Here is a 22,550-nt window from a genome sequence, read left to right as displayed (position 1 = left end):
CGGCAGCGGGCCGGCGGGTTCCCGCGTCACGCGTCGTCACCCTCGCGCATCGGGACACGGACGCCCTTGTCCTGAGCGACCGACTCCGCGATGTCGTAGCCGGCGTCGACATGCCGGATGACGCCCATGCCGGGGTCGTTCGTGAGGACCCGGCGGATCTTCTCACCGGCCAGTTTCGTGCCGTCGGCCACCGTCACCTGCCCCGCGTGGATCGACCGCCCCATGCCGACACCGCCCCCGTGGTGCAGGGACACCCAGGACGCCCCGGACGCCACGTTCACCATCGCGTTGAGCAGGGGCCAGTCGGCGATGGCGTCGGACCCGTCGAGCATGGCCTCGGTCTCGCGGTAGGGCGACGCGACGGATCCGCAGTCGAGATGGTCGCGGCCGATGACGACCGGCGCGGCCAGCTCCCCGCTCGCGACCATGTCGTTGAACCTCTCACCGGCCTTGTCCCGCTCGCCGTAGCCCAGCCAGCAGATACGGGCGGGCAGGCCCTGGAAGCGGACCCGCTCCCCGGCCATGCGGATCCAGCGGGCCAGGGACTCGTTCTCCGGGAAGAGGTCGAGGATCGCCTTGTCGGTCTTCGCGATGTCGGAGGCCTCGCCGGACAGCGCGGCCCAGCGGAAGGGGCCCTTGCCCTCGCAGAACAGCGGGCGGATGTAGGCGGGGACGAAGCCGGGGAAGGCGAAGGCGCGGTCGTATCCAGCGAGCCGGGCCTCGCCCCGGATGGAGTTGCCGTAGTCGAAGACCTCGGCGCCGGCGTCCATGAAACCGACCATGGCCTCGACGTGCCGGGCCATGGACTCGCGGGCCCGGGTGGTGAACCCGGCCGGGTCCTTCGCGGCGGCGTCGGCCATGTCCTCGAAGGCCAGGCCGAGGGGCAGATAGGCCAGCGGGTCGTGGGCGGAGGTCTGGTCGGTCACGATGTCGATCGGGGCGCCCATGGCGAGCAGCCGCGGCAGCAGCTCGGCCGCGTTGCCGAGGACCCCGATGGACAGCGGCCGGCGGGCGTCACGGGCCTCCACGGCCAGGTGCAGCGCGTGGTCGAGGGAGTCGGCCTTCACGTCCAGGTACCGGTGCTCGATGCGCCGCTCGATGGCGCGCGGGTCGCAGTCGACGCAGATCGCCACACCGTCATTCATCGTCACGGCGAGCGGCTGGGCGCCGCCCATGCCGCCGAGACCGGCGGTGAGGGTGATGGTCCCCGCGAGGGTGCCGTCGAACTTCTTCGCGGCGACGGCGGCGAAGGTCTCGTAGGTGCCCTGGAGGATGCCCTGGGTGCCGATGTAGATCCAGGAGCCGGCGGTCATCTGCCCGTACATGGTCAGGCCGAGGGCCTCCAGGCGGCGGAACTCCTCCCAGGTGGCCCAGTCGCCGACGAGGTTGGAGTTGGCGATGAGGACCCGCGGGGCCCACTCGTGGGTCTGCATGACGCCGACGGGGCGGCCGGACTGGACGAGCATCGTCTCGTCCTGCTTCAGCCCGCGCAGCGTCCGCACCATCGCGTCGAAGGAGCGCCAGTCGCGTGCCGCCTTGCCGGTGCCGCCGTAGACGACGAGCTTGTCGGGGTGCTCGGCGACCTCCGGGTCGAGGTTGTTCTGCAGCATCCGCAGGGCGGCTTCCTGCTGCCATCCCAGGGCGCTCGGTTCCGTGCCGCGCGGCGCTCGGACAGGGCGGGGTCCTGACATGGTCTGCCTCCTGGTGGGTGCGAGGTGCTCCCGGCGGTGTGTTGCTACGGTTATTCACATCCTGACCATCTGAATAGAGCTAGTCAATACATCGGGAGGTCGGCGCGGCGGTGCCGTGGATGTTTGGCTGGATCCATGGATGACGACATTCAGGCAGGCGACGTGGGCGCCGGGCGGGCGGCCCGGCGGGACGAAGCGGTGCGGGCCGCCGTCGAGCAGGGACTGCTCGGGGCCGGCAGCCCCGTCGTCGGGCTGCTGGACGTCACCGGCATCCGGGAGTCGGCGGCGGAGCTGCGGGCGGCGTTCGACGCGGTCGTGGCACCGGGCACGCCCGTGCTGCACGCCTTCGCGGTGAAGGCGACCCCGCTGGTGCCGGTGCTGCGGCTGCTGCGCGAGGAGGGCATCGGCGCGGAGGTGGCGAGCCCGGGTGAGCTGGCGCTGGCGCGGGCGGCGGGGCTGCGTCCGGAGATGACGGTCCTGGACTCACCCGCCAAGACACCGGCCGAACTGCGCGAGGCGCTGGACCTGGGCATCGCCGTCAACGCCGACAACCCGCAGGAGCTGGAGCGCATCGACGCCCTGATGATCCCCCACAGCCCGAAAGGCGTGGGAGGTACCCCCATCGACCCCAGTCGCTCCCCGCTCGGGATCAGGGTGAATCCGCAGGTCGGCGCAGGTTCCATCGGGGCGACCTCGACGGCCACGGCGACGTCGAAGTTCGGGGTGGCGCTGCGCGACGAGGGGGCGCGGGAGTGGGTCGTGCGGGCGTACCAGGACCGCCCGTGGCTGACCCGGCTGCACGCGCACACCGGGTCCCAGGGCATCCCGCTGTCGCTCCTGGTCCAGGGGGTCGCGGAGGTGTACGCGCTCGCCGAGGAGATCAACGGGCGGATCGGGCGGCGGCAGATCGACACACTCGACATCGGCGGCGGACTGCCGGTGAACTTCGCGTCGGACGCGACGACGCCCACGTACGCGCAGTACGCGCGGATGCTGGCCGAGGAGGTGCCGGGGCTGTTCGACGGGCGGTACGGGCTGGTCACGGAGTTCGGGCGGTCGCTGCTGGCCAAGCACGGCACGGTGGTGGCACGGGTCGAGTACGCGAAGTCCTCCGGCGGGCGGGCGGTCGCGGTGACGCATGCCGGTGTGCAGGTCGCCACGCGGACGGTGTACGCGCCGGAGAGCTGGCCGCTGAGGATCGCCGCGTATGACGCGAAGGGGCGGGTGAAGGAGGGGCCCGTCGTGGTGCAGGACGTCGCGGGGCCGGCCTGTTTCGCGGGGGATCTGCTGGCGGAGGGGCGGTCCATGCCGGTACTGGAGCAAGGGGATCACGCGGCGGCGCTGGATACGGGGGCGTATTACTTCGCGCATCACTATGGGTACAACTCCCTTGTCCGGCCCGGGGTTTATGGGTTCGGGCCGGATGGGGAGGGGGGCGTGGCCTTCGCGGTCGTGCGGGAGGCGCAGACGGTGGAGGAGGTCGTGGCGGAGTCTGGTGGGGCGCATGTGGAGGCGCTGTTGAGTGGCCGGGCGCCATGGGGGCTTCCGTAGTTTCCGAGGTGCGGGTGCGTTGTGGCCGTTCGCGCAGTTCCCCGCCCCCCTGAAGCAGGGCATGCGCCCCCGCCCTGCTACACGAGCGCCGGTGATTTCCTTCTCGCCCCGCCCGGCGCCGCGTCCCCCGCCGCGATGCCCGTGCTGCGGTACGCCTTCACCTGCTTGCCCGCCGGGCTGCCAGCGCCCCCGCGCAGCCAGTCCACCCGTACCCACACCAACGCCTCGTCGGCCCGCTCCCGGCGGCCCAGCCACGCCGCCTTCAGCCACAGGCCCGCTCCGCAGCCGGCCAGGAGCATGCCGCCCGCGGCCGGGACGGCGAAGGTGGTGCCCAGGGCGGCGAGGAAGGCGAGGAGGAGCCACCAGCGGTGGCGGCGGCGCCAGTTGCGTACCGTCACCGCGCGGTCCTGGAGTATGTCGTGCTTGCCGGCGCGGGACGCGGAGGCGGCCAGAGTGGCGTAGCGCTTGCGGCCGCCGTAGGCCACCACGGCCGTCGCCAGGACGAACAGCGCCGCCCCGGCCAGGACGCCGATGCGGCGGCCGGTCAGTCCCGGTGCGAGGACCCCGACGCCCGCGGCGCACACGCCCAGCCACCACAGTGGGGCCGCCCCCGCCCGTACGATGACGGCGACCCGAGCCAGCCCTTGTCCTCCGCGCGTCACGTTCAGCCTCCGTCGGTCTCCGAAGCGTCTGAAGGGTGGTGCAGGAGACGCACGTTAGCGACGCAACGTGAGACGAGTCTGAGAAGGCGGCGCGTGTGTCGTCAGTCCACGAACAGACCCCGTGCCGCCGCCTTCGCGTCGAACTCCTCGAGGCGGGACTGGGCCTCGGGCAGGTCGTCGCACATCGCCTCCAGCAGCACCCGGCCGAGCAGCATCGGCGCGCAGGCCGTGTCGAAGGCCAGGCCGGTGCCGACCGCGGCGGGCAGCAGCAGGTCGGACACCTTGGCGACCGGTGCGAAGGCGGAGTCGGCGACCGTGACGACGGTCAGCCCGGACTCCTTGGCATGGGCAAGGGTGTCGACGACCTCGCGGGGATGCCGGGGCAGCGCGAAACAGAGCAGTGCGGTCGCACCGGCCCGGACGGCGGCGTCGATGCGGTCCTTGACCATCGTGCCGCCCTCGTTGAGCAGCCGTACGTCGGGATGGACCTTCGCGGCGAAGTAGGCGAAGCCGTGCGCCTGGGCGGCCGCCGCCCGCAGGCCGAGGACGGGGAGCGGACGGGAGGCCGCGAGGAGGCGCCCGGCCCGCTGTACGGGCCCGGTGTCGGCCAGGGCCTCCGCCAGGTGGCGCAGGTTCTCGATCTCGGCCTCGACGGCCTGCTGGTACTCGTTGACGGATCCCGCGTCCGCCGCGGGTTCGGCGGGGGCGACCTCGCGCAGATGGCGGCGCAGGGCCGGGTAGCCGTCGAAGCCCAGGGCCACGGCGAAGCGGGTCACGGACGGCTGGCTGACCCCGGCCAGTTCGGCGAGCTCCACACTCGACAGGAACGGCACGTCGGCGGCCCGCCGCACCATGCTGTGCGCGATGCGCCGCTGGGTCGGCGTCAGCCGGTGGCCCTCGAAGAGCGCCTGGAGCCGCGCGGCAGGGCTGTCGGTCACGCTCATGACGTGCTCCCCCTCGCCTATTCAGTAGCTGAGGATTCTGCATGAGCATATGCAGACCGGCAAGCGGGTGTGGAGGGCCCCCGGGCCGCCCCCCGTCCCGACACGGGGGCTAACCCCAGTGCGGCGGGTGTCGCTTCTTCCTACCGTGGGTCACATGACCGGAATGGACGCGCGGGACACCGAGCTGAAGAAGGAACTCGACGCCACCCTGCACGCACGCAGGGAGCTGGGTGAGGAGTACGAGTCCGCGCTGGTCGACTCGTTCCTGGAGAAGGTCGACCAGCGGATCGACGGCGCGGTGGACCGCCGGGTGCGCCGGCAGCTCGCCGAGCAGCAGATGCAGACGGCCCGGGACTCCCGGTCGCCGCGGCCCACGGACTCCTGGGGCGAGCGCTTCGGCTTCGGCATCGTCTCCTTGGTCCTCGCGGTGCCGCTGTCCGCGATCGGCGGGGGCGTGGCCCAGCTGCCCGGCATGCTCGTCGCCTGGGCCGGCATCGTGGGCGTCAACCTCGTCCAGGCCGTCCGCACCAATCCGGACCTGTTCGGCCGCCGCAAGTCCTCCCAGGACAGCGGCTGGGAGGACTGAGCGGGCGCACCCCGTTCAGGCCTGCCGGGTGGGCAGCGCGACGATCTGGCGGAGATTGACCCGGCGCGGCCGGCTGGTCGCGTAGGCCACCAGGTCGGCCAGCTCCCCGGCGGACAGCGCGCCCACCTCGTCCAGCATGCCCTCCACCTGCCGGGCCAGTTCCGCGTCGCCGATGTGCGTGCGCAGCTCGCTCTCGACGAACCCGGGCTCGATGTTGGTGACCCGGACGTCCCGCGGCCCGAACTCGCCGCGCAGGGAATCCGACAGATACGTGACGGCCGCCTTGGTCGCGCCGTACACCGCGTAGTTCGGGAAGCTGACGTGCGCGGCGATGGACGAGATGTTCACGATGTCGGCCGTGCGGCCGTCCGCTGCCGCGCCCACCAGGTCGCCGGTGAAGGCGCCGATGATGCGCAGCACGCCGGCGACGTTGGTGTCGAGCATCCGCTGCCACTCGTCGGCGCGCCGGGCGTCGACGGGGTGCGGCAGCATGACGCCGGCGGCGTTGACGACCAGGTCGACGGGACCGTACTCCGTGTGGATCCGGTCGGCGGCGGCCGCCACGGACGCCTCGTCGGTGACGTCCGCGACGACGGCCAGGGCCTGCCCGCCGTCGGCCCGGATCTTCCCGGCGAGCGCTGTCAGCCGTTCCGCACGCCGGGCCAGCAGGGCCACCCGTGCGCCCTGGTCCGCCAGCAGGACGGCGACGGCCTCGCCGATCCCGCTCGCGGCTCCGGTGACGACGGCGGTACGGCCGGCCAGGTTCTCGTACGACATGGGGCTTCCCCTCGGTGGCTGCCGGGGCGTCTCCCCGGCCTCGTCCACCACCCTCGGCGCCGCCGGCCGCCGTACCCAGGGGGGCGCTTTTCCTGGGTCTGCCAGTACCAGGTTCGCCGCGCGCGGGGCGCCTAGGCTCGGACCCATGGACGGAGAACTGGGAGACTTCCTGCGCTCGCGCCGCGCCCGTATCCAGCCGGAGGAGGTGGGACTGCCCTCCTACGGCCGCCGCCGTGTCCCGGGTCTGCGCCGTGAGGAGGTGGCGCAGCTGGCCGGGGTGAGCGTCGACTACTACGTCCGCCTGGAGCAGGGCAGGGGCTCTGGGGACCCCTCCCGGACGAAGTCCGGGGGAGTGTCGGACGCCGTGCTGGACGCGGTCGCGCGGGTGCTGCGGCTGGACGAGGCGGAGCACGCGTATCTGCGGGCGGTCGCCCGGCCCCGCCGGGCCGGGAGTGCTCCGGCCGCGTCCCCGGTGCGCCCGGGTGTCCAGCTGCTCCTGGACGGCATGGACCGCAATCCGGCGTACGTCCTGGACCACCGCATGGAGGTGCTCGGCTGGAACGACCTCGCCGACGCCCTGCTCGACTTCAGCGGCTCCGGTTGCGATGAGCGCAACATCGCGCGCCGAATCTTCCTCGACCCCACCGCCCGCGACATCTATCCGAACTGGGCCGCGATCGCGGGCCAGACGGTCGCCCACCTGCGCCTGCAGGCGGGCCACCACCCCGGGGACGCCGCCACCGGGGAACTCGTCGCCGAGCTCTCCCGCCTCAGTGTGGACTTCCGCCGCCTGTGGGCCGACCACCTGGTCAAGCCCTGCGACCACGGAGTGAAACACCTCCGGCACCCGGTCACCGGCCTGCTGACGCTCCCGTACGAGACCCTCGCGATCCCCGGAGCGCCGGACCAGACGATCGTCGCCTACACACCTGATCCGGGCTCGGAGACGGCGGAGCGCTTGGCGCTGCTGGGGAGTTGGGCGACGAGCCGGGCCGGCTGAGGCCGGGAAGGAAAATGCGCGGGGACCGCCGCACCCCCTGTTCGGGGGGCGGGACGACGGCGGTCCCCGCGAGAGACGCGGGCCTGGTCAGGGCCGGGCTGGCGCGTCAGTAGGGTCCATGGAGGTCCGGGAGCCGCTCCGGAGGTCCTTGACGCCTACGGTGTCGGCCTGGGCGGGGAGCCGCTCCCGCCCTGCCGACACCCACCAATGTGCAGGACTCGTGTTAAGCGGGTGCTGCGCGAACGTGACACCCTCGTACCACTTCCGCGAAGTCCACGAAGATCGCGGACGCCCCAACTTCACCCGGTTAACGGGTGGTTCACCGGGTGTTCGCCGCCGCTTTCCCGGTCCTGGCGAGGAAGGACAGCAGGTCCTGCCGGCTGACCACACCGGTCGGCTTGCCCTCGACCAGGACGATCGCCGCGTCCGCCTTGCCCAGCACGGCCATCAGGTCCTCGACCGGTTCGCCGGAGCCGACCTGGGGCAGCGGGCCCGACAGGTGCTTCTCCAGCGGGTCGTCGAGCGAGGCGCTCTTGCTGAACAGCGCGTCCAGCAGCTCGCGTTCCACGACCGAGCCGACGACCTCGGCGGCCATCACGTCGGGGTGCCCGGCACCCGGCTTGACGACCGGCATCTGCGAGACGCCGTACTCACGCAGCACGTCGATGGCCTGACCGACCGTCTCGTCCGGGTGCATGTGGACGAGGGAGGGCATGCGGTCGCCCTCCTTGTCGGCGAGAACGTCGGCGACGCGGGCGCTCGGGCCCGAGTCCTCGAGGAAGCCGTAGTCGGCCATCCACTCGTCGTTGAAGATCTTGCTGAGGTAGCCGCGCCCGCTGTCCGGCAGCAGCACCACCACGACGTCGTCCGGGCCGAGCCGCCCGGCGACCTCCAGCGCTGCCACGACCGCCATGCCGCAGGAGCCGCCGACCAGCAGGCCCTCCTCCTTGGCCAGGCGGCGGGTCATCTGGAAGGAGTCCTTGTCGGACACGGCGACGATCTCGTCCGCGACGGTCCGGTCGTAGGCGGTCGGCCAGAAGTCCTCGCCGACGCCCTCGACGAGGTACGGCCGCCCGGACCCGCCGGAGTAGACGGAGCCCTCGGGGTCGGCGCCGACGACCTGCACCTTGCCGTCGCTGATCTCCTTCAGGTACCGCCCGGTCCCGGAGATGGTGCCGCCGGTGCCCACGCCCGTCACGAAGTGGGTGATCTTCCCCTCCGTCTGCTTCCACAGCTCGGGGCCGGTGGAGTGGTAGTGGGAGAGCGGGTTGTGGGGGTTGGAGTACTGGTCGGGCTTCCAGGCGCCCGGCGTCTCACGGACCAGCCGGTCGGAGACGTTGTAGTAGGAGTCCGGGTGCTCGGGGTCCACCGCGGTCGGGCACACCACGACCTCGGCGCCGTACGCGCGCAGCACGTTGATCTTGTCGGTGCTCACCTTGTCGGGGCACACGAAGATGCACTTGTACCCCTTCTGCTGGGCCACGATGGCGAGCCCCACGCCGGTGTTTCCGCTGGTCGGCTCTACGATCGTGCCGCCCGGCCGGAGCGCGCCGCTCTCCTCGGCGGCCTCGATCATGCGCAGGGCGATGCGGTCCTTCACGGAGCCGCCGGGGTTGAAGTACTCCACCTTGGCCAGGACGGTCGCCCTGATGCCCTTGGTCACGCTGTTGAGCCTCACCAGCGGGGTGTTGCCGACGAGGCTGATCATCGAGTCGTGGAACTGCACCGTTGTCTCCGGATGCCGCAGAAGTGGTCTGAGTGGTGCCGCCAGCCTATGACCTTGCCGGGTCGTCCGTGACGGTCGTTCACTCCGCGTTGAGATTGGGCGACGGCCTGTACGGGGCAAGCACTGGGTGTACGGGTTCGAGGAGGTGGCGGCGACGCATGACGAGCATGTCGAGGGCGAGAGTGGCCCGGCGGATCGCGGCCGGCGCGGCGTACGGCGGCGGCGGGATCGGTCTGGCGGGGGCGGCCGCCGTGGGGCTTGTGCTGGCGGAGGTGCAGCTGGCGCGGCGCCGGGTGGGCAACGGCACGTCAGGTCACGTGCCGAACGCGGACGGGCTGTACGGCCGTGCGTACGCCGGCCCCGGTGATTCACCGCTGCGGCTGACGATGCTGGGCGACTCCACGGCCGCGGGCCAGGGCGTGCACCGGTCCGGGCAGACACCGGGGGCGCTGCTGGCGTCGGGGCTCGCGGCGCTGGCGGAATGCCCGGTGGAGTTGCGCACGGTGGCGACGCCCGGGGCCCGTTCGGACGACCTGGACCGCCAGGTGGCCCTGGTGCTGGCCAACCCCGATCCGGTGCCCGACATCTGCGTGATCATGGTCGGCGCGAACGACGTCACCCACCGCATGCCCCCGACCGCCTCGGTCCGCTGCCTGGCGTCGGCGGTTCGGCGGCTGCGCACGGCCGGTGCGGAGGTCGTGGTCGGCACCTGTCCCGACCTGGGCACGATCGAGCCGGTCCGGCAGCCGTTGCGCTGGCTGGCGCGACGGGCCTCCCGCCAGCTGGCGGCCGCCCAGACGATCGGAGTCGTCGAGCAGGGCGGCCGCACCGTGTCCCTGGGCGATCTGCTGGGCCCCGAGTTCGCCGAGAACCCGCGCGAGCTGTTCGGCCCCGACAGCTACCACCCCTCCGCCGAGGGCTACGCGACGGCGGCGATGGCGGTCCTGCCGAGTGTCTGCGCCTCCCTCGGCCTGTGGCCGGCCGAGGAAGAGCGCCCCGACGCCTCCCGTCGCGAGGGCTTCCTGCCGGTGGCCCGGGCGGCGGCGGAGGCCGCCTCGGAGGCGGGCACGGAGGTCGCGGCGGCGATGCCGACCGGGTCGCGGGGACCCTGGGCCCTGCTGAAGCGCCGGCGGCGCCGGCGGGTACCCGAGCAGGAGCCGGCGCCTGTCACACCCTCCAACTGAAGGCGAGAAAAGCAAGCGCTTAGTAAACTGCGGTCAGGGTCACACCGCGACACCCGTGACCCAGGCCATACGTACGGGTAACTTGCCAGACAGCCCAGCCAGACCACCCGGTACGTCAATGGAGCCGTGATGCCCGAAGCCGTGATCGTCTCAGCCGCCCGCTCCCCCATCGGCCGCGCCGTCAAGGGCTCTCTCAAGGACCTCCGGCCCGACGACCTGACCGCCACGATCGTCCAGGCCGCCCTGGCCAAGGTCCCCGAGCTGGACCCGAAGGACATCGACGACCTGATGCTCGGCTGCGGCCTGCCCGGCGGCGAGCAGGGCCACAACCTCGGCCGCATCGTGGCCGTACAGATGGGGATGGACCACCTGCCGGGCTGTACCGTCACCCGGTACTGCTCCTCCTCCCTGCAGACCTCCCGGATGGCCCTGCACGCCATCAAGGCGGGCGAGGGCGACGTCTTCATCTCGGCCGGTGTCGAGACGGTCTCCCGGTTCGCCAAGGGCAGCTCCGACGGCCTGCCCGACACGCACAACCCCCTCTTCGCCGACGCCGAGGCCCGCACCGTCGAGACCGCCCAGTCCGAGGGCTCGACCTGGCACGACCCGCGCGAGGACGGCCTGCTGCCCGACCCGTACATCGCGATGGGCCAGACCGCCGAGAACCTGGCCCGCTCCAAGGGCGTCACCCGCCAGGACATGGACGAGTTCGGCGTCCGCTCGCAGAACCTCGCCGAGGAAGCCATCAAGAACGGCTTCTGGGAGCGCGAGATCACCCCGGTGACGCTCCCCGACGGCACGGTCGTCGCCAAGGACGACGGCCCCCGCGCCGGCGTCACCCTGGAAGGCGTCCAGGGCCTCAAGCCGGTCTTCCGCCCGGACGGCCTGGTCACCGCCGCCAACTGCTGCCCGCTGAACGACGGCGCCGCAGCGCTCGTGATCATGTCCGACACCAAGGCCCGCGAGCTCGGCCTCACCCCGCTCGCCCGGATCGTGTCGACCGGCGTCTCCGGACTCTCCCCCGAGATCATGGGCCTCGGCCCGGTCGAGGCGAGCAAGCAGGCGCTGCGCCGGGCGGGCCTGTCGATCGACGACATCGACCTGGTCGAGATCAACGAGGCGTTCGCCGCCCAGGTGATCCCCTCCTACCGCGACCTGGGCATCCCGCTGGAGAAGCTGAACGTCAACGGTGGTGCCATCGCCGTCGGCCACCCCTTCGGCATGACCGGCGCCCGCATCACCACCACGCTCATCAACTCCCTCCAGTTCCACGACAAGCAGTTCGGACTGGAGACGATGTGCGTCGGCGGCGGCCAGGGCATGGCCATGGTCATCGAGCGCCTCAGCTGAGCACCGCACCGTAGCCGCCGTAGCACCGGCTGTGAGGCATTGGCCCAGAACCCCGGAAACTCCTGGGTTCTGGGCCGTTTTGTGATCCAATCTCCCCCAGGATGTGACCTATCTCCCTCCGCCCAGGGAGAAGCGCAGGTCACGGCAACCACACCCCCTCCCCCGAGGCCGAAGCCCTGTCCGTTTGGTGACGTTACGCACTGACAGCTGGTTAGTCCGCCCTTCAAGCTGATGTAGGAAGTCGGGGGTCGACTTTGAACCGGGAGTACGTCAGTGAGCGCCATGCCGATCGCGTTGCTGGTCACCACGGCCGCCACGGGCGCCGTGGGCGTTGCCGTCCTGCGCACCGTGCTGCAGCTGCGGCGACAGGTCGCGGCCCTGCACACCGCGCTGGCCGAGAACCGCGCCGCCACCACCCGTGCGCTGCTGCCGGCCGCCCGCACCACCGCCGACGCCGAGGAGATACGCGCGGCCGTGGCCGCGGCGCTCGCCGAGGAACGGGAGCGGGAGCTCGCCGAGGCGCGGGCGTTCTGGGCCGCCCAGGAGACCCGTGACGCCTCCGACGCACCGTCCCTGCTGGGCCTGCCCGACCACGATCTGTTCCTGCCCCGGCAGGCCGATTTCGCGGGCCTGGAGCCAGTGTCCGAGACCGGCGCCGACACCGAGGAGCCGGCCGGCGAGTCCCCGGAGCTGGCCGCGGCCCGCCGCCGTCACCCCTCCCACCCGGACTTCGTGCCGGCGCAGTCGCCCGTGGTGAACGACCACGAGCGCACGGTCGCCACCCTGGAGGAGCTGGCCTCCTCCCGCGTGGAGCTGACGGACGTCCGTCCGGGCCCGCTGGGCACCCTCGACGTCTACGTCTTCGCCGACGGCACGACCCTGTGCATGACCCCGGGCCACCGCGAGACCGCGGAACACCTCGCCACGGCCCTGCGCGCGGGCGAGACCCCCGTCCTCCTCGGCGGCTCCGGCATCGCGGGCGCCTACACCCTGACGTTCGAGTGCGGCGAGGAGAACGTCTACATCCTGGCGGACCGGGTCATCTCGTCCCTCTAGGGGCGCGGGGAACTGCGCGAGCAACCACAACGAACCCGCCCCCGCGAACGGCGCTAAACCCCCGCCCGCTTCTGCGCCTCCTCGACCAAGCGCACCGCTTCATCGACGTCGGCATCACCGGGAATCACCACGGCCAGATCATGCCCGGCCACGGTGATCTGATCTGCGGCAGCAAACATCCCCGCATCCGGCATCTCCCGAGGCTCCACGCCCGGCTCCTCAAGAGCCTGCGCCCTCCGGGCCAACTCCCGGGCCAGCCCGAGAGCCTCAGCGGCAGCGCCCCGCTGCAGCCGGCTCTGGGGCGCGGCCCTCAAACGATCGGCGAAGTGATCCACCGCACGGGTCAGAGGCGTCGTATCAACCACGCCGCGAGCGTACGCGTCGCACCGGGACTGTTGCCAACGGGCGAACACTCAGGCACGGTGACCTGAAGGACCGGCTTACATCCCAGCGTCCGGAGGCGCCGATGTCCCAAGTCTTCTCCGAAGAGACCCATCGCAACATGCTCGCCCGCATCCCCCACTGCACCGGTCGTGAGATCACCGACTGGCTTCGCACCGTCGAAGATGGCCCGGCGCTCTTCCGCTTCGAGGAAAAGGTCAGCTGGCTCCGGCACGAACACAACCTGGCCTACGGCCACGCCAAGGCGATCATCCACGAGTACGACCTGAGGAGGGCCGCGCGCAAACTGCTCTAGGCGCGCACCGTCTCGACGACGACACCGTCCGGACAACGCGAGACAACGAGAAGGGCCCCGGCCGAAGCCGGGGCCCTATCACGTACGACGGTCAGGACTGGCCGTACTAGTCGCTGCTGTTGAGGATCGAGATGAGCCTCAGGAACTCCAGGTAGATCCACACCAGCGTCAGTGTGAGGCCGAAGGCCGCGAACCACGCCTCCTCGCGCGGAGCGCCATAGGCGATGCCGTCCTCGACCTGCTTGAAGTCCAGGGCGAGGAAGCAGGCGCCGAGGATGATGCCGATGACGCCGAAGATGACACCGAGGGCACCACTGCGGAAGCCGAGGCCGTCACCGCCGCCGAACACCGCGAACAGCAGGTTCACGGTCATCAGCAGGATGAAGCCGAGCGCGGCCGCCATCACGAAGCCGTAGAAGCGGCGGTTGACGCGGATCCAGCCGGCCTTGTAGGCGATCAGCACACCGGCGAAGACCGCCATGGTGCCGATCACCGCCTGCATGGCCGCGCCGTCGGCGATGCGGTTGTCGACGATGTTCGACACGACGCCGAGGAAGACACCCTCGAACGCGGCGTACGTCAGGATCAGCGCGGGCGAGGCCTTGCGCTTGAAGGACTGCACGAACGCCAGGACCATGCCGATCAGCGCGGCGCCGATACCGATGCCGTAGCTACGGCTGATGTTGGCGTCGTCGATGGGCAGCAGGGCCCAGGAGAGCGCGGCGGTGAGGATGAGCACACCGAGCGTGCTCGCCGTGCGCAGGACGACGTCGTCGATGGTCATCCGGCCGGTGGTGGCCGGCGCCTGCGGCGGCGCGCCGTGCTGCAGGTCCTGCTGGGCGTAAGGGTTCTGCGCGTACGGGTTCTGCGCGTACTGGTCGCCTGTCGGCTGCGCGTACGGGTTGCCCTGCGTGGCGACAGCGGGACCCCCGGCCTGCGGCGCGGTGTTGAAGCCCGCGTAGCCGTTGTCGCGGCTGAACCCCCGTCGCGAGAAGACCGGGTTTCTGCTCCTCATTTCACTCCTCCATGGCCACACTGCGTGAGCCTTGGCTCAAGAGTAATAGGTAGGCAAAGGATTGACCCTACTGCTTGGGGAGGATCTTTCCCTCGTCGTGCTGCGCAACACGCTACGCGGCTTCGTGATTCCCCTCAGCGGAGGGGGTCAGTCATCACGTCACCCGAAGGGGAAGCCCGTGTACCCCTCCGCCAGGTCGGTCTCGGCGGCGCGGTTGGAGGCGATCCGCTCCAACCGGGCGAGCTGGAGCCGGTCCTCGAAGCCGGTCGCGCCGGGGGCGCGGTGCAGGAGGGTCGTCATGTCGTAGGAGAACCGCTCGGCCTGCCAGATCCGGCGCAGACAGGTCTGCGAGTAGGTGTCCAGCAGTTCCGCCGAACCGGTTTCCTTCCGGTGTGTCAGGGCCCGAGCGAACGTCACGACGTCGCCGACGGCGAGATTCAGCCCCTTGGCGCCGGTCGGCGGCACGATGTGCGCTGCGTCACCCGCGAGGAAGAGGCGGCCGTGGCGCATGGGCTCGTGGACGTAGGAGCGCATCGGGGTGACGGACTTCTGGGTGATGGGGCCGCGCTCGAGGCGCCAGTCGTCGGCGGTCTCGAAGCGGCGCTCCAGCTCGTCCCAGATCTCCTCGTCGCTCCACGCCTCGGCGTCGGTGCCGTCGGGTACCTGGAGGTAGAGGCGGGACACGGACGGCGAGCGCATGGAGAGCAGGGCGAAGCCGCGGTCGTGGCGGGCGTAGACGAGCTCGTCGTGCGAAGGCGGTACGTCGGCGAGGATGCCGAGCCAGCCGAAAGGGTACGTCCGTTCGAAGACCCGGGTCAGTTCGGCCGGGATCGCCTTGCGGGCCACGCCCCAGAAGCCGTCGCAGCCGACGACGTACTCACACTCCAGGACGTCCTCGCGGCCCTCGTGCCGGAAGCGGACGCGCGGGGCGTCGGTGCCGGCGTCCTCCACGGCCAGCGCCTCCGCCTCGAACAGCAGCGGGCCGCCCTCCTGGAACTGGAGGGCGATGAGGTCCTTGCAGACCTCGGTCTGGGCGTAGACCATCACGGACCGGCCACCGGTGAGGGCGGGGAAGTCGACGCGGTGGCGTCGGCGGTCGAAGCGCAGTTCGATGCCGTCGTGGCGCAGACCCTCGCGGTCCATGCGCTCCCCGGCGCCGGCCGCGCGCAGCACGTCCGCCGTGCCCTGCTCCAGGATCCCGGCCCGCTGCCGCCGCTCGACGTAGGCACGGTCGCGGCTCTCCAGGACCACCGAGTCGATACCGGCGTTGTGGAGCAGCCGGGCGAGGAGGAGGCCGGCGGGGCCGGCTCCGATGATGCCGACGGTGGTGCGCATCGGGCACCTTCTCTCTCAGGTTCATGGAGGCTTGTTCGCCTGGTGAAAATTATTTCACTACTGTCGGATGTGAGTTTCCGACGGCATGCGCCCGCTGTCAACGGGCATGCCGTGAAGTCTTCAATGAACCATGCAGGAGTCGGAAGGTGCCCGGAGCCGGACTTGAACCGGCACGCCCGCGAAGGGGCAGCGAGGTTTAAGCTCGCCGTGTCTGCATTCCACCATCCGGGCAGGCCATGGGCTCCGCGTCGAGGTTCCGAGACTATCGGGACGGATCCCCCGAACAGCGGAAGCACGGACCGATGTTGTCTTATTTTATTGACGTCTGAGGGTGCATCAGCGCACGGAACGCGCCATCCGCACTTGCCAATAGCCTTACGTGCGGCCGTGGGCGCCGCATACGGAATGACGGAATTTCACCGCCTGAACGAGGGCACTCCACCTGTTCTCGACATCCGGACCTCTCAGGTTCCCGACACCGGGGCCACTCAGGGACGTTCGTCATCCCCAGGTATGACACTCCCCCTCGAAGTCAGACCGAAGTCGGCCCTCGGAACGGGAACTGCGGGTGACTACACGGCGGCAGGGGACCCGGACGATGGATCACATCCGCCTGACCGCACCACCGTCCGACAGGAGTGCCATCCCGTGACCACCGCTTCCCTCACCGACCGGGCCACCACCGTGGCCGCGCGCGCCACGGATCTGTCGAAGATCTATGGGCAGGGTGAGACCCAGGTGGTCGCCCTGGACCGGGTCTCCGCCGACTTCCGGCAGGCCGAGTTCACCGCGATCATGGGCCCCTCCGGCTCCGGCAAGTCGACCCTGATGCACTGTGTGGCCGGTCTCGACTCCTTCTCCTCCGGGTCGGTGCGCATCGGCGACACCGAGCTCGGCTCCCTGAAGGACAAGCAGTTGACCAAGCTGCGCCGGGACAAGATCGGCTTCATCTTCCAGGCGTTCAATCTGCTGCCGACCCTGACGGCCCTGGAGAACATCACCCTCCCGATGGACATCGCGGGCCGCAAGCCGGACAAGCAGTGGCTGGACTCCGTCATCCGCATGGTCGGCCTGGCGGACCGGCTCGGCCACAGGCCCTCGCAACTGTCGGGCGGTCAGCAGCAGCGCGTCGCCGTGGCGCGGGCACTGGCCTCCAAGCCCGAGATCATCTTCGGTGACGAGCCCACCGGAAACCTCGACTCGCGCTCCGGCGCCGAGGTGCTGGGCTTCCTGCGCAACTCCGTTCGGGAGCTGGGCCAGACGGTGGTGATGGTGACTCACGACCCGGTGGCCGCGGCCTACGCGGACCGGGTCGTCTTCCTCGCGGACGGCCGGATCGTGGACGAGATGCACGGGCCCACGGCCGACTCGGTGCTCGACCGGATGAAGGCGTTCGACGCCAAGGGCCGCACCAGCTGATCCCCCGTCAGGACCGACAGGACTGAGAAGAAGAACCCATGTTCCGTACCGCCTTGCGCAACGTGCTCGCGCACAAGGCCCGGCTCCTGATGACCGTCCTCGCCGTGATGCTCGGCGTGGCCTTCGTGTCGGGGACCCTGGTCTTCACCAACACCATCTCCGACGCCTTCCAGAAGAGCTCCGCCAAGGGCTTCGACCGGGTCGACGTCGCCGTGACATCGGACTACCAGGACTCCGAGGGCGACCGGGTCGGCAAGGTCCACGACCTGAACCGGGCCGTGCTCGACAAGAGCGAGCGGGTTCCCGGTGCCGCGTCCGCCATCGGGGTCGTGCAGGGCTTCACCGCCATCGCCGACAAGGACGGCAAGCTGATCGGCCAGGGCTTCCAGTCGCAGGGCGGCAACTACTGGGGGGCCGAGGACCCCCGCTACCCGCTGGCGAGCGGGCACGCGCCCAAGGGCGCGGGCGAGATCCTCATCGACTCCGAGACGGCGAAGCGAGCCGGGTACGAGGTCGGCGACACCGTGCGCATGTCGGTCGACGGGCCGGTCCTGACCCCGAAGATCGCCGGCATCTTCACCACCGACGACGGCAATGTCGCGGCCGGCGGCAGCCTGACCCTGTTCGACACGGCGACCGCGCAGAAGCAGTTCGGCAAGGCGGGCGTCTACGACCAGATCAACGTCACCGCGAAGCCGGGCGTCTCGCAGGCCGCGCTCAAGGCGGAGCTGGACAAGGCGATGCCCGAGGGCACCGTCCAGACCACCACCGGCAAGCAGCTCGCCGACGACCAGGCGGACACCATCGCCCGGTCGATGAGCGGCATGCAGACGGCTCTGCTGGTCTTCGCCGGCATCGCCCTGTTCGTCGGCACGTTCATCATCGCCAACACCTTCACCATGCTGGTCGCCCAGCGCACCAAGGAGCTGGCGCTGATGCGGGCGGTCGGTGCCTCGCGCCGGCAGGTGACGCGGTCGGTGCTGATCGAGGCGTTCGTGGTCGGGGCGGTCGCCGCCGTGACCGGTCTGGTCGCGGGCATCGGCATCGGTGCCGGACTGCGCTCCCTGATGGGTTCGTTCGGCGCGACCGTGCCCGACGGCCCGCTGATCATCAAGCCGGCCACGATCGCCGCCGCGTTCGCCGTCGGCATCCTGGTGACCATGCTGGCGGCGTGGCTGCCGGGCCGCCGGGCCGCGAAGATCCCGCCGGTCGCGGCCATGAGCAGCGTGCACGCCAAGTCCACGACCAAGTCGCTGGTGCTGCGCAACACGCTGGGCACCCTGTTCTCGGCCGCGGGCATCGCGGTGGTCCTGGTGGCCACGACCATGGACGGCTCGGACGGCCAGATGCCCATGGGCTTCGGCGCGGTGCTGCTGATCATCGGCGTGTTCATCCTGACCCCACTGCTGTCCCGGCCGCTGATCGCCGCCGCGGCGCCGGTGCTGCGCGCCTTCGGCGTCTCCGGCAAGCTGGCCCGGCAGAACTCGGTGCGCAACCCGCGCCGTACGGCCGCCACCGCCTCCGCGCTGATGATCGGCCTGACCCTGATCACCGGTATGACGGTGACGGCGGGCAGCCTCCAGCAGGCCATCGACAAGATGGCGGCGTCCGCGATCAAGGCGGACTACGTGGTGTCCATGGCGAACGGCAACCCGCTGTCCCCGGACGTCGAGAAGAAGCTGAAGCAGACCGACGGCGTGACCGCCACCAGCTCGATGACCAACGCCGTAGCCCGCGTCGACGGCAAGACCGACGAGTACCTGACCGGCGTCAACGGCGCCGCGATCGGCGAGCTGGCCGGCCCGAAGGTCGAGGACGGCGCGTTCAAGGTCGGCGGCTCCCAGGTGGTCGTGGACAGCACGACCGCCGAGTCCAACCACTGGAAGGCCGGTTCGAGCTTCAGCGTCGCCTTCGAGGACGGCAAGAAGCAGCGGCTCACCGTCGCCGGGACCTACGAGAGCAACGAGTACCTCAGCGGCATCCTGCTCGACCAGGCGACGCTCGCGCCGCACACGTCCGACCCGTACGTCATGAAGGTCATGGCGAAGACCTCCGGCGGCCCGTCCGGCGCGGCGCAGGACAAGCTGGAGAAGGCCCTCGACAACAACCCGGCGATCAAGGTCCAGGACAAGAAGGACATCTCCAACGAGATCGCGCAGATGTTCACGCTGATGCTGAACATGCTCTACGGACTGCTCGCCATGGCCGTGATCGTGGCGGTCCTCGGGGTCATCAACACCCTGGCCATGTCGGTCTTCGAACGCTCCCAGGAGATCGGCATGCTCCGGGCGATCGGCCTTGACCGCAAGGGCATCAAGCGGATGGTCCGTATGGAGTCCCTGGTGATCTCGCTGTTCGGCGGGGTGCTGGGCATCGGCCTCGGCGTGTTCTTCGGCTGGGCGGCCGGTGAGCTGCTGGCCTCGAAGATGCCGACCTACGCGCTGGTCCTGCCCTGGGCGCGGATGGGTGTCTTCCTGCTGCTGGCCGCGACCGTGGGTGTCCTCGCGGCGCTGTGGCCGGCCCGGCGGGCGGCCCGGCTGAACATGCTCGAAGCGATCAAGGCGGAGTAGCGAGAACGGCGAAGGCCCCCTTTCCCGCCGATGGGAAAGGGGGCCTTCGCCGTGTCAGTTCCAGGTGCGGGCGCGCAGGGGCATGCCCGACTCCCCGGATTCCACGGCCCGCACGGCCAGGACCTGGTTGACGCCGATGCGGTTGCGCTCGAAGGCGACCGCGCAGGCGGCCATGTACAGGCGCCAGACGCGGGCGCGGCCGGGGCCGGTGAGCTGGACGGCACGCTTCCAGTCGGCCTCCAGGCGCGTGACCCACCGGCGCAGCGTGAGGGCGTAGTGCTCGCGGATCGACTCGACGTCGCGCACCTCGAACCCGGCGCGCTCCAGCTGGGTGACGGTGATGCCGACGGGCTGGAGTTCGCCGCCGGGGAAGACGTAGGAGTTGATGAACGGGTCGACCTCGTACGTCGTCTCGTCCCGCTGCGGGCGGCGGGCGATCTGGTGGTTCAGGAGCCGTCCGCCGGGCTTGAGCAGGTCGTACAGATCGGCCGCGTACTCCAGGTACCGGTCGGCGCCGACGTGTTCGGCCATGCCGATCGAGGAGATCGCGTCGTACGGCCCGTCGCGGACGTCGCGGTAGTCCTGGACCCGGATCTCGATCCTGTCGGTGAGGCCCTCTTCGGCGACGCGCTTGCGGGCGTAGGCGGCCTGCTCCTGCGAGAGCGTGACGCCGACGACGCTCACGCCGTGCTCGCGGGCGGCGTGGATGGCCATGGAGCCCCAGCCGCAGCCGACGTCGAGCAGTCGCTGACCTGGTCTCAGGCCGAGCTTGCGGCAGACGAGTTCGAGCTTGTCGTGCTGGGCCTGTTCGAGGGTGCTGTCCGGGCTGTCCGGGCTTTTCCAGTAGGCGCAGGAGTACACCATGGACGGGCCGAGGACGATCTCGTAGAAGTCGTTGCCGACGTCGTAGTGGTGGCTGATGGCGCGTCTGTCGCTGCGTTTGGTGTGCAGGTGGGGGCGGGGGCTGCGGGCCTCCTCGGGGGGCGGGGCGGGCGGCAGCGGGGGCCCGGCGAGCCTGACGAGTCCGCGGACCGCGGCACGGACCTCGGGGTCGCGCAGGGCCTGGGCGAGGGTGCGGGCGTCCTCGCCGCGCTCCCAGATGTCTCCGGCGAGCAGGTCGAGGGTGGTGTAGAGGTCGCCCTCGATGTCCAGGTCGCCCGCCACCCAGGCGCGGGCCAGACCCAGTTCGCCCGGCTTGAACAGCAGGCGGCGCAGGGCGCGGCGGTTGCGTACGACCAGGGTCGGCGCGCCCGGCGGGCCCGCCTGCGAACCGTCCCAGGCGCGGACGCGCACCGGGGGTGGTGCTCCCAGCAACTGTGTGAAGAGGCCCTGCAGCCGCTGCGCGGCGTCTGCCATGGTGTACACCTCCGTGACGGGGAATCCCGGAATGTCCGACACCACGAAAACACCTACGGGGCCTCACCGCAGTCCCCGGCACGCGTCATCTCTGAGCAAAACCGCCACTTCGCCCACCCGGCCGTGAGGTCGGTACAACGCCGAAGGACCTCCCGCACCACGGATGGCGGGAGGTCCTTCGTCAGGCGGGTGACCGGGTGAGGGTCAGGAGGCCTTGGCCTTCTCCTCGGTCTTCTCCTTCGGCGCGGCCGCGACCGGGGCCGGCTTGGCGGCCTCGTAGAACTCCTCGCGCGGCGTCTCCATCGCGCCGAGCGAGACGACCTCGCGCTTGAGGAACATCGCCAGGGTCCAGTCGGCGAAGACGCGGATCTTGCGGTTCCAGGTCGGCATCGCCAGACCGTGGTAGCCACGGTGCATGTACCAGGCGAGTCGGCCCTTGAGCTTGATCTTCATCTTGCCCATGACGATCATCGCGACGCCCTTGTGGAGGCCGAGACCGGCCACCGCGCCCTTGTTGGCGTGGGCGTAGTCCTTCTGCGGGAAGCCCCGCATGCCGGAGACCACGTTGTCGCCGAGGACCCGGGCCTGGCGCAGCGCGTGCTGGGCGTTCGGCGGGCACCAGGCGTTCTCGTTGCCGGCCTTGCGGCCCACGAGGTCCGGGACCTGCGCGTTGTCGCCGGCGGCCCAGATGTAGTCGGTGCCCTTGACCTGGAGCGTCGGCTCGCAGTCGACGTGACCACGGGGGCCGAGGGGCAGGCCGTAGCGGGACAGGGCCGGGTTGGGCTTGACGCCGGCGGTCCAGACGATGGTGCTGGAGTCGACCTCGAGGCCGTTCTTCAGCACCACGTGGCCGTCGACGCAGGAGTCCATGGAGGTGGACAGGTAGACCTCGACACCGCGGCCTTCGAGGTGCTCCTTGCCGTACTTGCCGAGCTTGGGACCGACCTCGGGGAGGATCTTGTCGGCGGCGTCGACGAGGATGAAGCGCATGTCCTCACGGGACACGTTCTTGTAGTACTTCGCGGCGTCCCGGGCCATGTCCTCGACCTCGCCGATGGTCTCCGCACCGGCGAAACCGCCGCCCACGAAGACGAAGGTGAGCGCCTTGCGGCGGATCTCCTCGTCGGTGGTGGAGTCGGCCTTGTCGAGCTGCTCGAGGACGTGGTTACGCAGGCCGATGGCCTCCTCGACGCCCTTCATGCCGATGCCCTGCTCGGCGAGGCCGGGGATCGGGAAGGTGCGGGAGACCGCGCCGAGCGCGATCACCAGGTAGTCGAAGGGCAGCTCGTAGGCCTCGCCGACCAGCGGGGAGACCGTGGCGACCTTGCGGTCCTGGTCGATGGTGGTGACCCGGCCGGTGAGGACCTCCGCCTTGGGCAGCACGCGTCGCAGCGGGACGACGACGTGGCGCGGGGAGATGTTGCCGGCGGCGGCTTCGGGGAGGAAGGGCTGGTAGGTCATGTACGACCGGGGGTCGACGACCGTGACGGTCGCCTCGCCGTAGCGCATCTTCTTCTGGATACGCCGAGCTGCGTACAGGCCTACGTACCCACCGCCTACTACGAGGATCCTGGGACGCTCCGTGGTGCTCATGCCATCGAGTATCCACCCGGCTCAGGGGGGTGGCTCGT

The 22,550-nt window shown here is 70.6% G+C and carries 19 protein-coding genes and 1 tRNA gene; 9 read left to right on the top strand and 11 right to left on the bottom strand.

Annotation, left to right across the window (positions count from 1 at the left end; genetic code table 11):
* Positions 1 to 26: 26 nt before the first annotated feature.
* Positions 27 to 1,691: a urocanate hydratase gene (gene hutU / locus OG542_RS24280; protein WP_193480038.1), complete on the bottom strand. Its 1,665-nt coding sequence runs from the start codon at positions 1,689 to 1,691 to the stop codon at positions 27 to 29.
* 135 nt (positions 1,692 to 1,826) lie between these two features.
* Here hutU and OG542_RS24275 point away from each other — a divergent pair, with 135 nt between their 5' ends.
* Complete coding sequence (locus OG542_RS24275; RefSeq protein WP_328413657.1) at positions 1,827 to 3,242, top strand: type III PLP-dependent enzyme domain-containing protein; 1,416 nt, start codon at positions 1,827 to 1,829, stop codon at positions 3,240 to 3,242.
* A 77-nt stretch (positions 3,243 to 3,319) separates the two neighbouring features.
* Here OG542_RS24275 and OG542_RS24270 read toward each other — a convergent pair whose 3' ends face one another.
* Both OG542_RS24270 and OG542_RS24265 read right to left on the bottom strand, forming a co-directional pair.
* Positions 3,320 to 3,904, bottom strand: a complete 585-nt coding sequence (locus OG542_RS24270) for a hypothetical protein (protein WP_328413656.1) — start codon at positions 3,902 to 3,904, stop codon at positions 3,320 to 3,322.
* Between the two features lie 101 nt (positions 3,905 to 4,005).
* Entirely contained in the window at positions 4,006 to 4,848 is an 843-nt protein-coding gene (locus OG542_RS24265) for a MurR/RpiR family transcriptional regulator (protein WP_328413655.1), read from the bottom strand.
* A 163-nt stretch (positions 4,849 to 5,011) separates the two neighbouring features.
* Here OG542_RS24265 and OG542_RS24260 point away from each other — a divergent pair, with 163 nt between their 5' ends.
* Entirely contained in the window at positions 5,012 to 5,434 is a 423-nt protein-coding gene (locus OG542_RS24260) for a hypothetical protein (protein WP_184598343.1), read from the top strand.
* 15 nt (positions 5,435 to 5,449) lie between these two features.
* On the opposite strand, the gene OG542_RS24255 is transcribed toward OG542_RS24260, so the two are convergent.
* Positions 5,450 to 6,211, bottom strand: coding sequence for an SDR family oxidoreductase (locus OG542_RS24255; protein WP_328413654.1), 762 nt, complete (start codon positions 6,209 to 6,211; stop codon positions 5,450 to 5,452).
* Positions 6,212 to 6,356: 145 nt separating this feature from the next.
* Here OG542_RS24255 and OG542_RS24250 point away from each other — a divergent pair, with 145 nt between their 5' ends.
* The gene (locus tag OG542_RS24250; protein WP_328413653.1) at positions 6,357 to 7,211 is read left to right on the top strand and encodes a helix-turn-helix transcriptional regulator; all 855 of its coding nucleotides are present in this window, start codon (positions 6,357 to 6,359) and stop codon (positions 7,209 to 7,211) included.
* 319 nt (positions 7,212 to 7,530) lie between these two features.
* Here the strand turns inward: OG542_RS24250 and OG542_RS24245 are convergent, their stop codons facing one another.
* Positions 7,531 to 8,937, bottom strand: a complete 1,407-nt coding sequence (locus OG542_RS24245) for a cystathionine beta-synthase (RefSeq protein ID WP_328413652.1) — start codon at positions 8,935 to 8,937, stop codon at positions 7,531 to 7,533.
* A 158-nt stretch (positions 8,938 to 9,095) separates the two neighbouring features.
* Between OG542_RS24245 and OG542_RS24240 the strand changes: the two genes are divergently transcribed.
* The 3 genes from OG542_RS24240 (at position 9,096) to OG542_RS24230 (ending at position 12,527) form a co-directional block, all read left to right on the top strand.
* Positions 9,096 to 10,121 carry an SGNH/GDSL hydrolase family protein gene (locus OG542_RS24240; RefSeq protein ID WP_328413651.1) on the top strand — a complete coding sequence of 342 codons (1,026 nt, stop codon included), beginning with the start codon at positions 9,096 to 9,098 and terminating at the stop codon, positions 10,119 to 10,121.
* 129 nt (positions 10,122 to 10,250) lie between these two features.
* Positions 10,251 to 11,471: an acetyl-CoA C-acetyltransferase gene (locus OG542_RS24235; protein ID WP_328413650.1), complete on the top strand. Its 1,221-nt coding sequence runs from the start codon at positions 10,251 to 10,253 to the stop codon at positions 11,469 to 11,471.
* Positions 11,472 to 11,744: 273 nt separating this feature from the next.
* Positions 11,745 to 12,527 (top strand): hypothetical protein, encoded by a 783-nt coding sequence (locus OG542_RS24230; protein WP_193480029.1) that lies wholly within the window; start codon positions 11,745 to 11,747, stop codon positions 12,525 to 12,527.
* A gap of 53 nt (positions 12,528 to 12,580) precedes the next feature.
* Here OG542_RS24230 and OG542_RS24225 read toward each other — a convergent pair whose 3' ends face one another.
* Positions 12,581 to 12,892: a hypothetical protein gene (locus tag OG542_RS24225; RefSeq protein ID WP_328413649.1), complete on the bottom strand. Its 312-nt coding sequence runs from the start codon at positions 12,890 to 12,892 to the stop codon at positions 12,581 to 12,583.
* A 101-nt stretch (positions 12,893 to 12,993) separates the two neighbouring features.
* On the opposite strand from OG542_RS24225, the gene OG542_RS24220 reads away from it, so the two are divergent.
* Positions 12,994 to 13,224 (top strand): DUF4287 domain-containing protein, encoded by a 231-nt coding sequence (locus OG542_RS24220; RefSeq protein ID WP_142163328.1) that lies wholly within the window; start codon positions 12,994 to 12,996, stop codon positions 13,222 to 13,224.
* A 106-nt stretch (positions 13,225 to 13,330) separates the two neighbouring features.
* Here the strand turns inward: OG542_RS24220 and OG542_RS24215 are convergent, their stop codons facing one another.
* The 3 genes from OG542_RS24215 to OG542_RS24205 all read right to left on the bottom strand — a co-directional run bounded on the left by OG542_RS24215 (position 13,331) and on the right by OG542_RS24205 (position 15,805).
* A complete protein-coding gene (locus OG542_RS24215) occupies positions 13,331 to 14,239 on the bottom strand; it encodes a Bax inhibitor-1/YccA family protein (RefSeq protein ID WP_215120963.1) in 909 nt (302 codons plus the stop codon).
* Between the two features lie 159 nt (positions 14,240 to 14,398).
* On the bottom strand, positions 14,399 to 15,574 hold the full coding sequence (locus OG542_RS24210) for a 4-hydroxybenzoate 3-monooxygenase (protein ID WP_328413648.1): 1,176 nt from the start codon (positions 15,572 to 15,574) through the stop codon (positions 14,399 to 14,401).
* Positions 15,575 to 15,721: 147 nt separating this feature from the next.
* Positions 15,722 to 15,805: transfer RNA gene (locus OG542_RS24205), tRNA-Leu, on the bottom strand.
* 417 nt (positions 15,806 to 16,222) lie between these two features.
* On the opposite strand from OG542_RS24205, the gene OG542_RS24200 reads away from it, so the two are divergent.
* Positions 16,223 to 16,993, top strand: a complete 771-nt coding sequence (locus tag OG542_RS24200; RefSeq protein WP_184598201.1) for an ABC transporter ATP-binding protein — start codon at positions 16,223 to 16,225, stop codon at positions 16,991 to 16,993.
* A 38-nt stretch (positions 16,994 to 17,031) separates the two neighbouring features.
* Positions 17,032 to 19,563, top strand: a complete 2,532-nt coding sequence (locus tag OG542_RS24195; RefSeq protein ID WP_328413647.1) for an ABC transporter permease — start codon at positions 17,032 to 17,034, stop codon at positions 19,561 to 19,563.
* A 54-nt stretch (positions 19,564 to 19,617) separates the two neighbouring features.
* Here the strand turns inward: OG542_RS24195 and OG542_RS24190 are convergent, their stop codons facing one another.
* The gene (locus tag OG542_RS24190) at positions 19,618 to 20,919 is read right to left on the bottom strand and encodes a cyclopropane-fatty-acyl-phospholipid synthase family protein (protein WP_328413646.1); all 1,302 of its coding nucleotides are present in this window, start codon (positions 20,917 to 20,919) and stop codon (positions 19,618 to 19,620) included.
* 204 nt (positions 20,920 to 21,123) lie between these two features.
* Positions 21,124 to 22,512 (bottom strand): NAD(P)/FAD-dependent oxidoreductase, encoded by a 1,389-nt coding sequence (locus tag OG542_RS24185; protein ID WP_184598197.1) that lies wholly within the window; start codon positions 22,510 to 22,512, stop codon positions 21,124 to 21,126.
* Positions 22,513 to 22,550: the final 38 nt, after the last annotated feature.

The sequence above is a fragment of the Streptomyces violaceus genome, from assembly GCF_036014075.1.
GTDB lineage: Bacteria > Actinomycetota > Actinomycetes > Streptomycetales > Streptomycetaceae > Streptomyces > Streptomyces violaceus.
Note: the sequence above shows the minus strand (reverse complement) of the source record. Positions and strands in the feature narration are given on the sequence as shown.

Bases quoted from the DNA above. Each gene is read 5' to 3' on its own strand.
- hutU (WP_193480038.1), bottom strand. From the start codon at position 1,691: ATGTCAGGACCCCGCCCTGTCCGAGCGCCGCGCGGCACGGAACCGAGC.
- OG542_RS24275 (WP_328413657.1), top strand. From the start codon at position 1,827: ATGGATGACGACATTCAGGCAGGCGACGTGGGCGCCGGGCGGGCGGCC.
- OG542_RS24265 (WP_328413655.1), bottom strand. From the start codon at position 4,848: ATGAGCGTGACCGACAGCCCTGCCGCGCGGCTCCAGGCGCTCTTCGAG.
- OG542_RS24260 (WP_184598343.1), top strand. From the start codon at position 5,012: ATGGACGCGCGGGACACCGAGCTGAAGAAGGAACTCGACGCCACCCTG.
- OG542_RS24255 (WP_328413654.1), bottom strand. From the start codon at position 6,211: ATGTCGTACGAGAACCTGGCCGGCCGTACCGCCGTCGTCACCGGAGCC.
- OG542_RS24250 (WP_328413653.1), top strand. From the start codon at position 6,357: ATGGACGGAGAACTGGGAGACTTCCTGCGCTCGCGCCGCGCCCGTATC.
- OG542_RS24240 (WP_328413651.1), top strand. From the start codon at position 9,096: ATGACGAGCATGTCGAGGGCGAGAGTGGCCCGGCGGATCGCGGCCGGC.
- OG542_RS24235 (WP_328413650.1), top strand. From the start codon at position 10,251: ATGCCCGAAGCCGTGATCGTCTCAGCCGCCCGCTCCCCCATCGGCCGC.
- OG542_RS24220 (WP_142163328.1), top strand. From the start codon at position 12,994: ATGTCCCAAGTCTTCTCCGAAGAGACCCATCGCAACATGCTCGCCCGC.
- OG542_RS24215 (WP_215120963.1), bottom strand. From the start codon at position 14,239: ATGAGGAGCAGAAACCCGGTCTTCTCGCGACGGGGGTTCAGCCGCGAC.
- OG542_RS24210 (WP_328413648.1), bottom strand. From the start codon at position 15,574: ATGCGCACCACCGTCGGCATCATCGGAGCCGGCCCCGCCGGCCTCCTC.
- OG542_RS24195 (WP_328413647.1), top strand. From the start codon at position 17,032: ATGTTCCGTACCGCCTTGCGCAACGTGCTCGCGCACAAGGCCCGGCTC.
- OG542_RS24190 (WP_328413646.1), bottom strand. From the start codon at position 20,919: ATGGCAGACGCCGCGCAGCGGCTGCAGGGCCTCTTCACACAGTTGCTG.
- OG542_RS24185 (WP_184598197.1), bottom strand. From the start codon at position 22,512: ATGAGCACCACGGAGCGTCCCAGGATCCTCGTAGTAGGCGGTGGGTAC.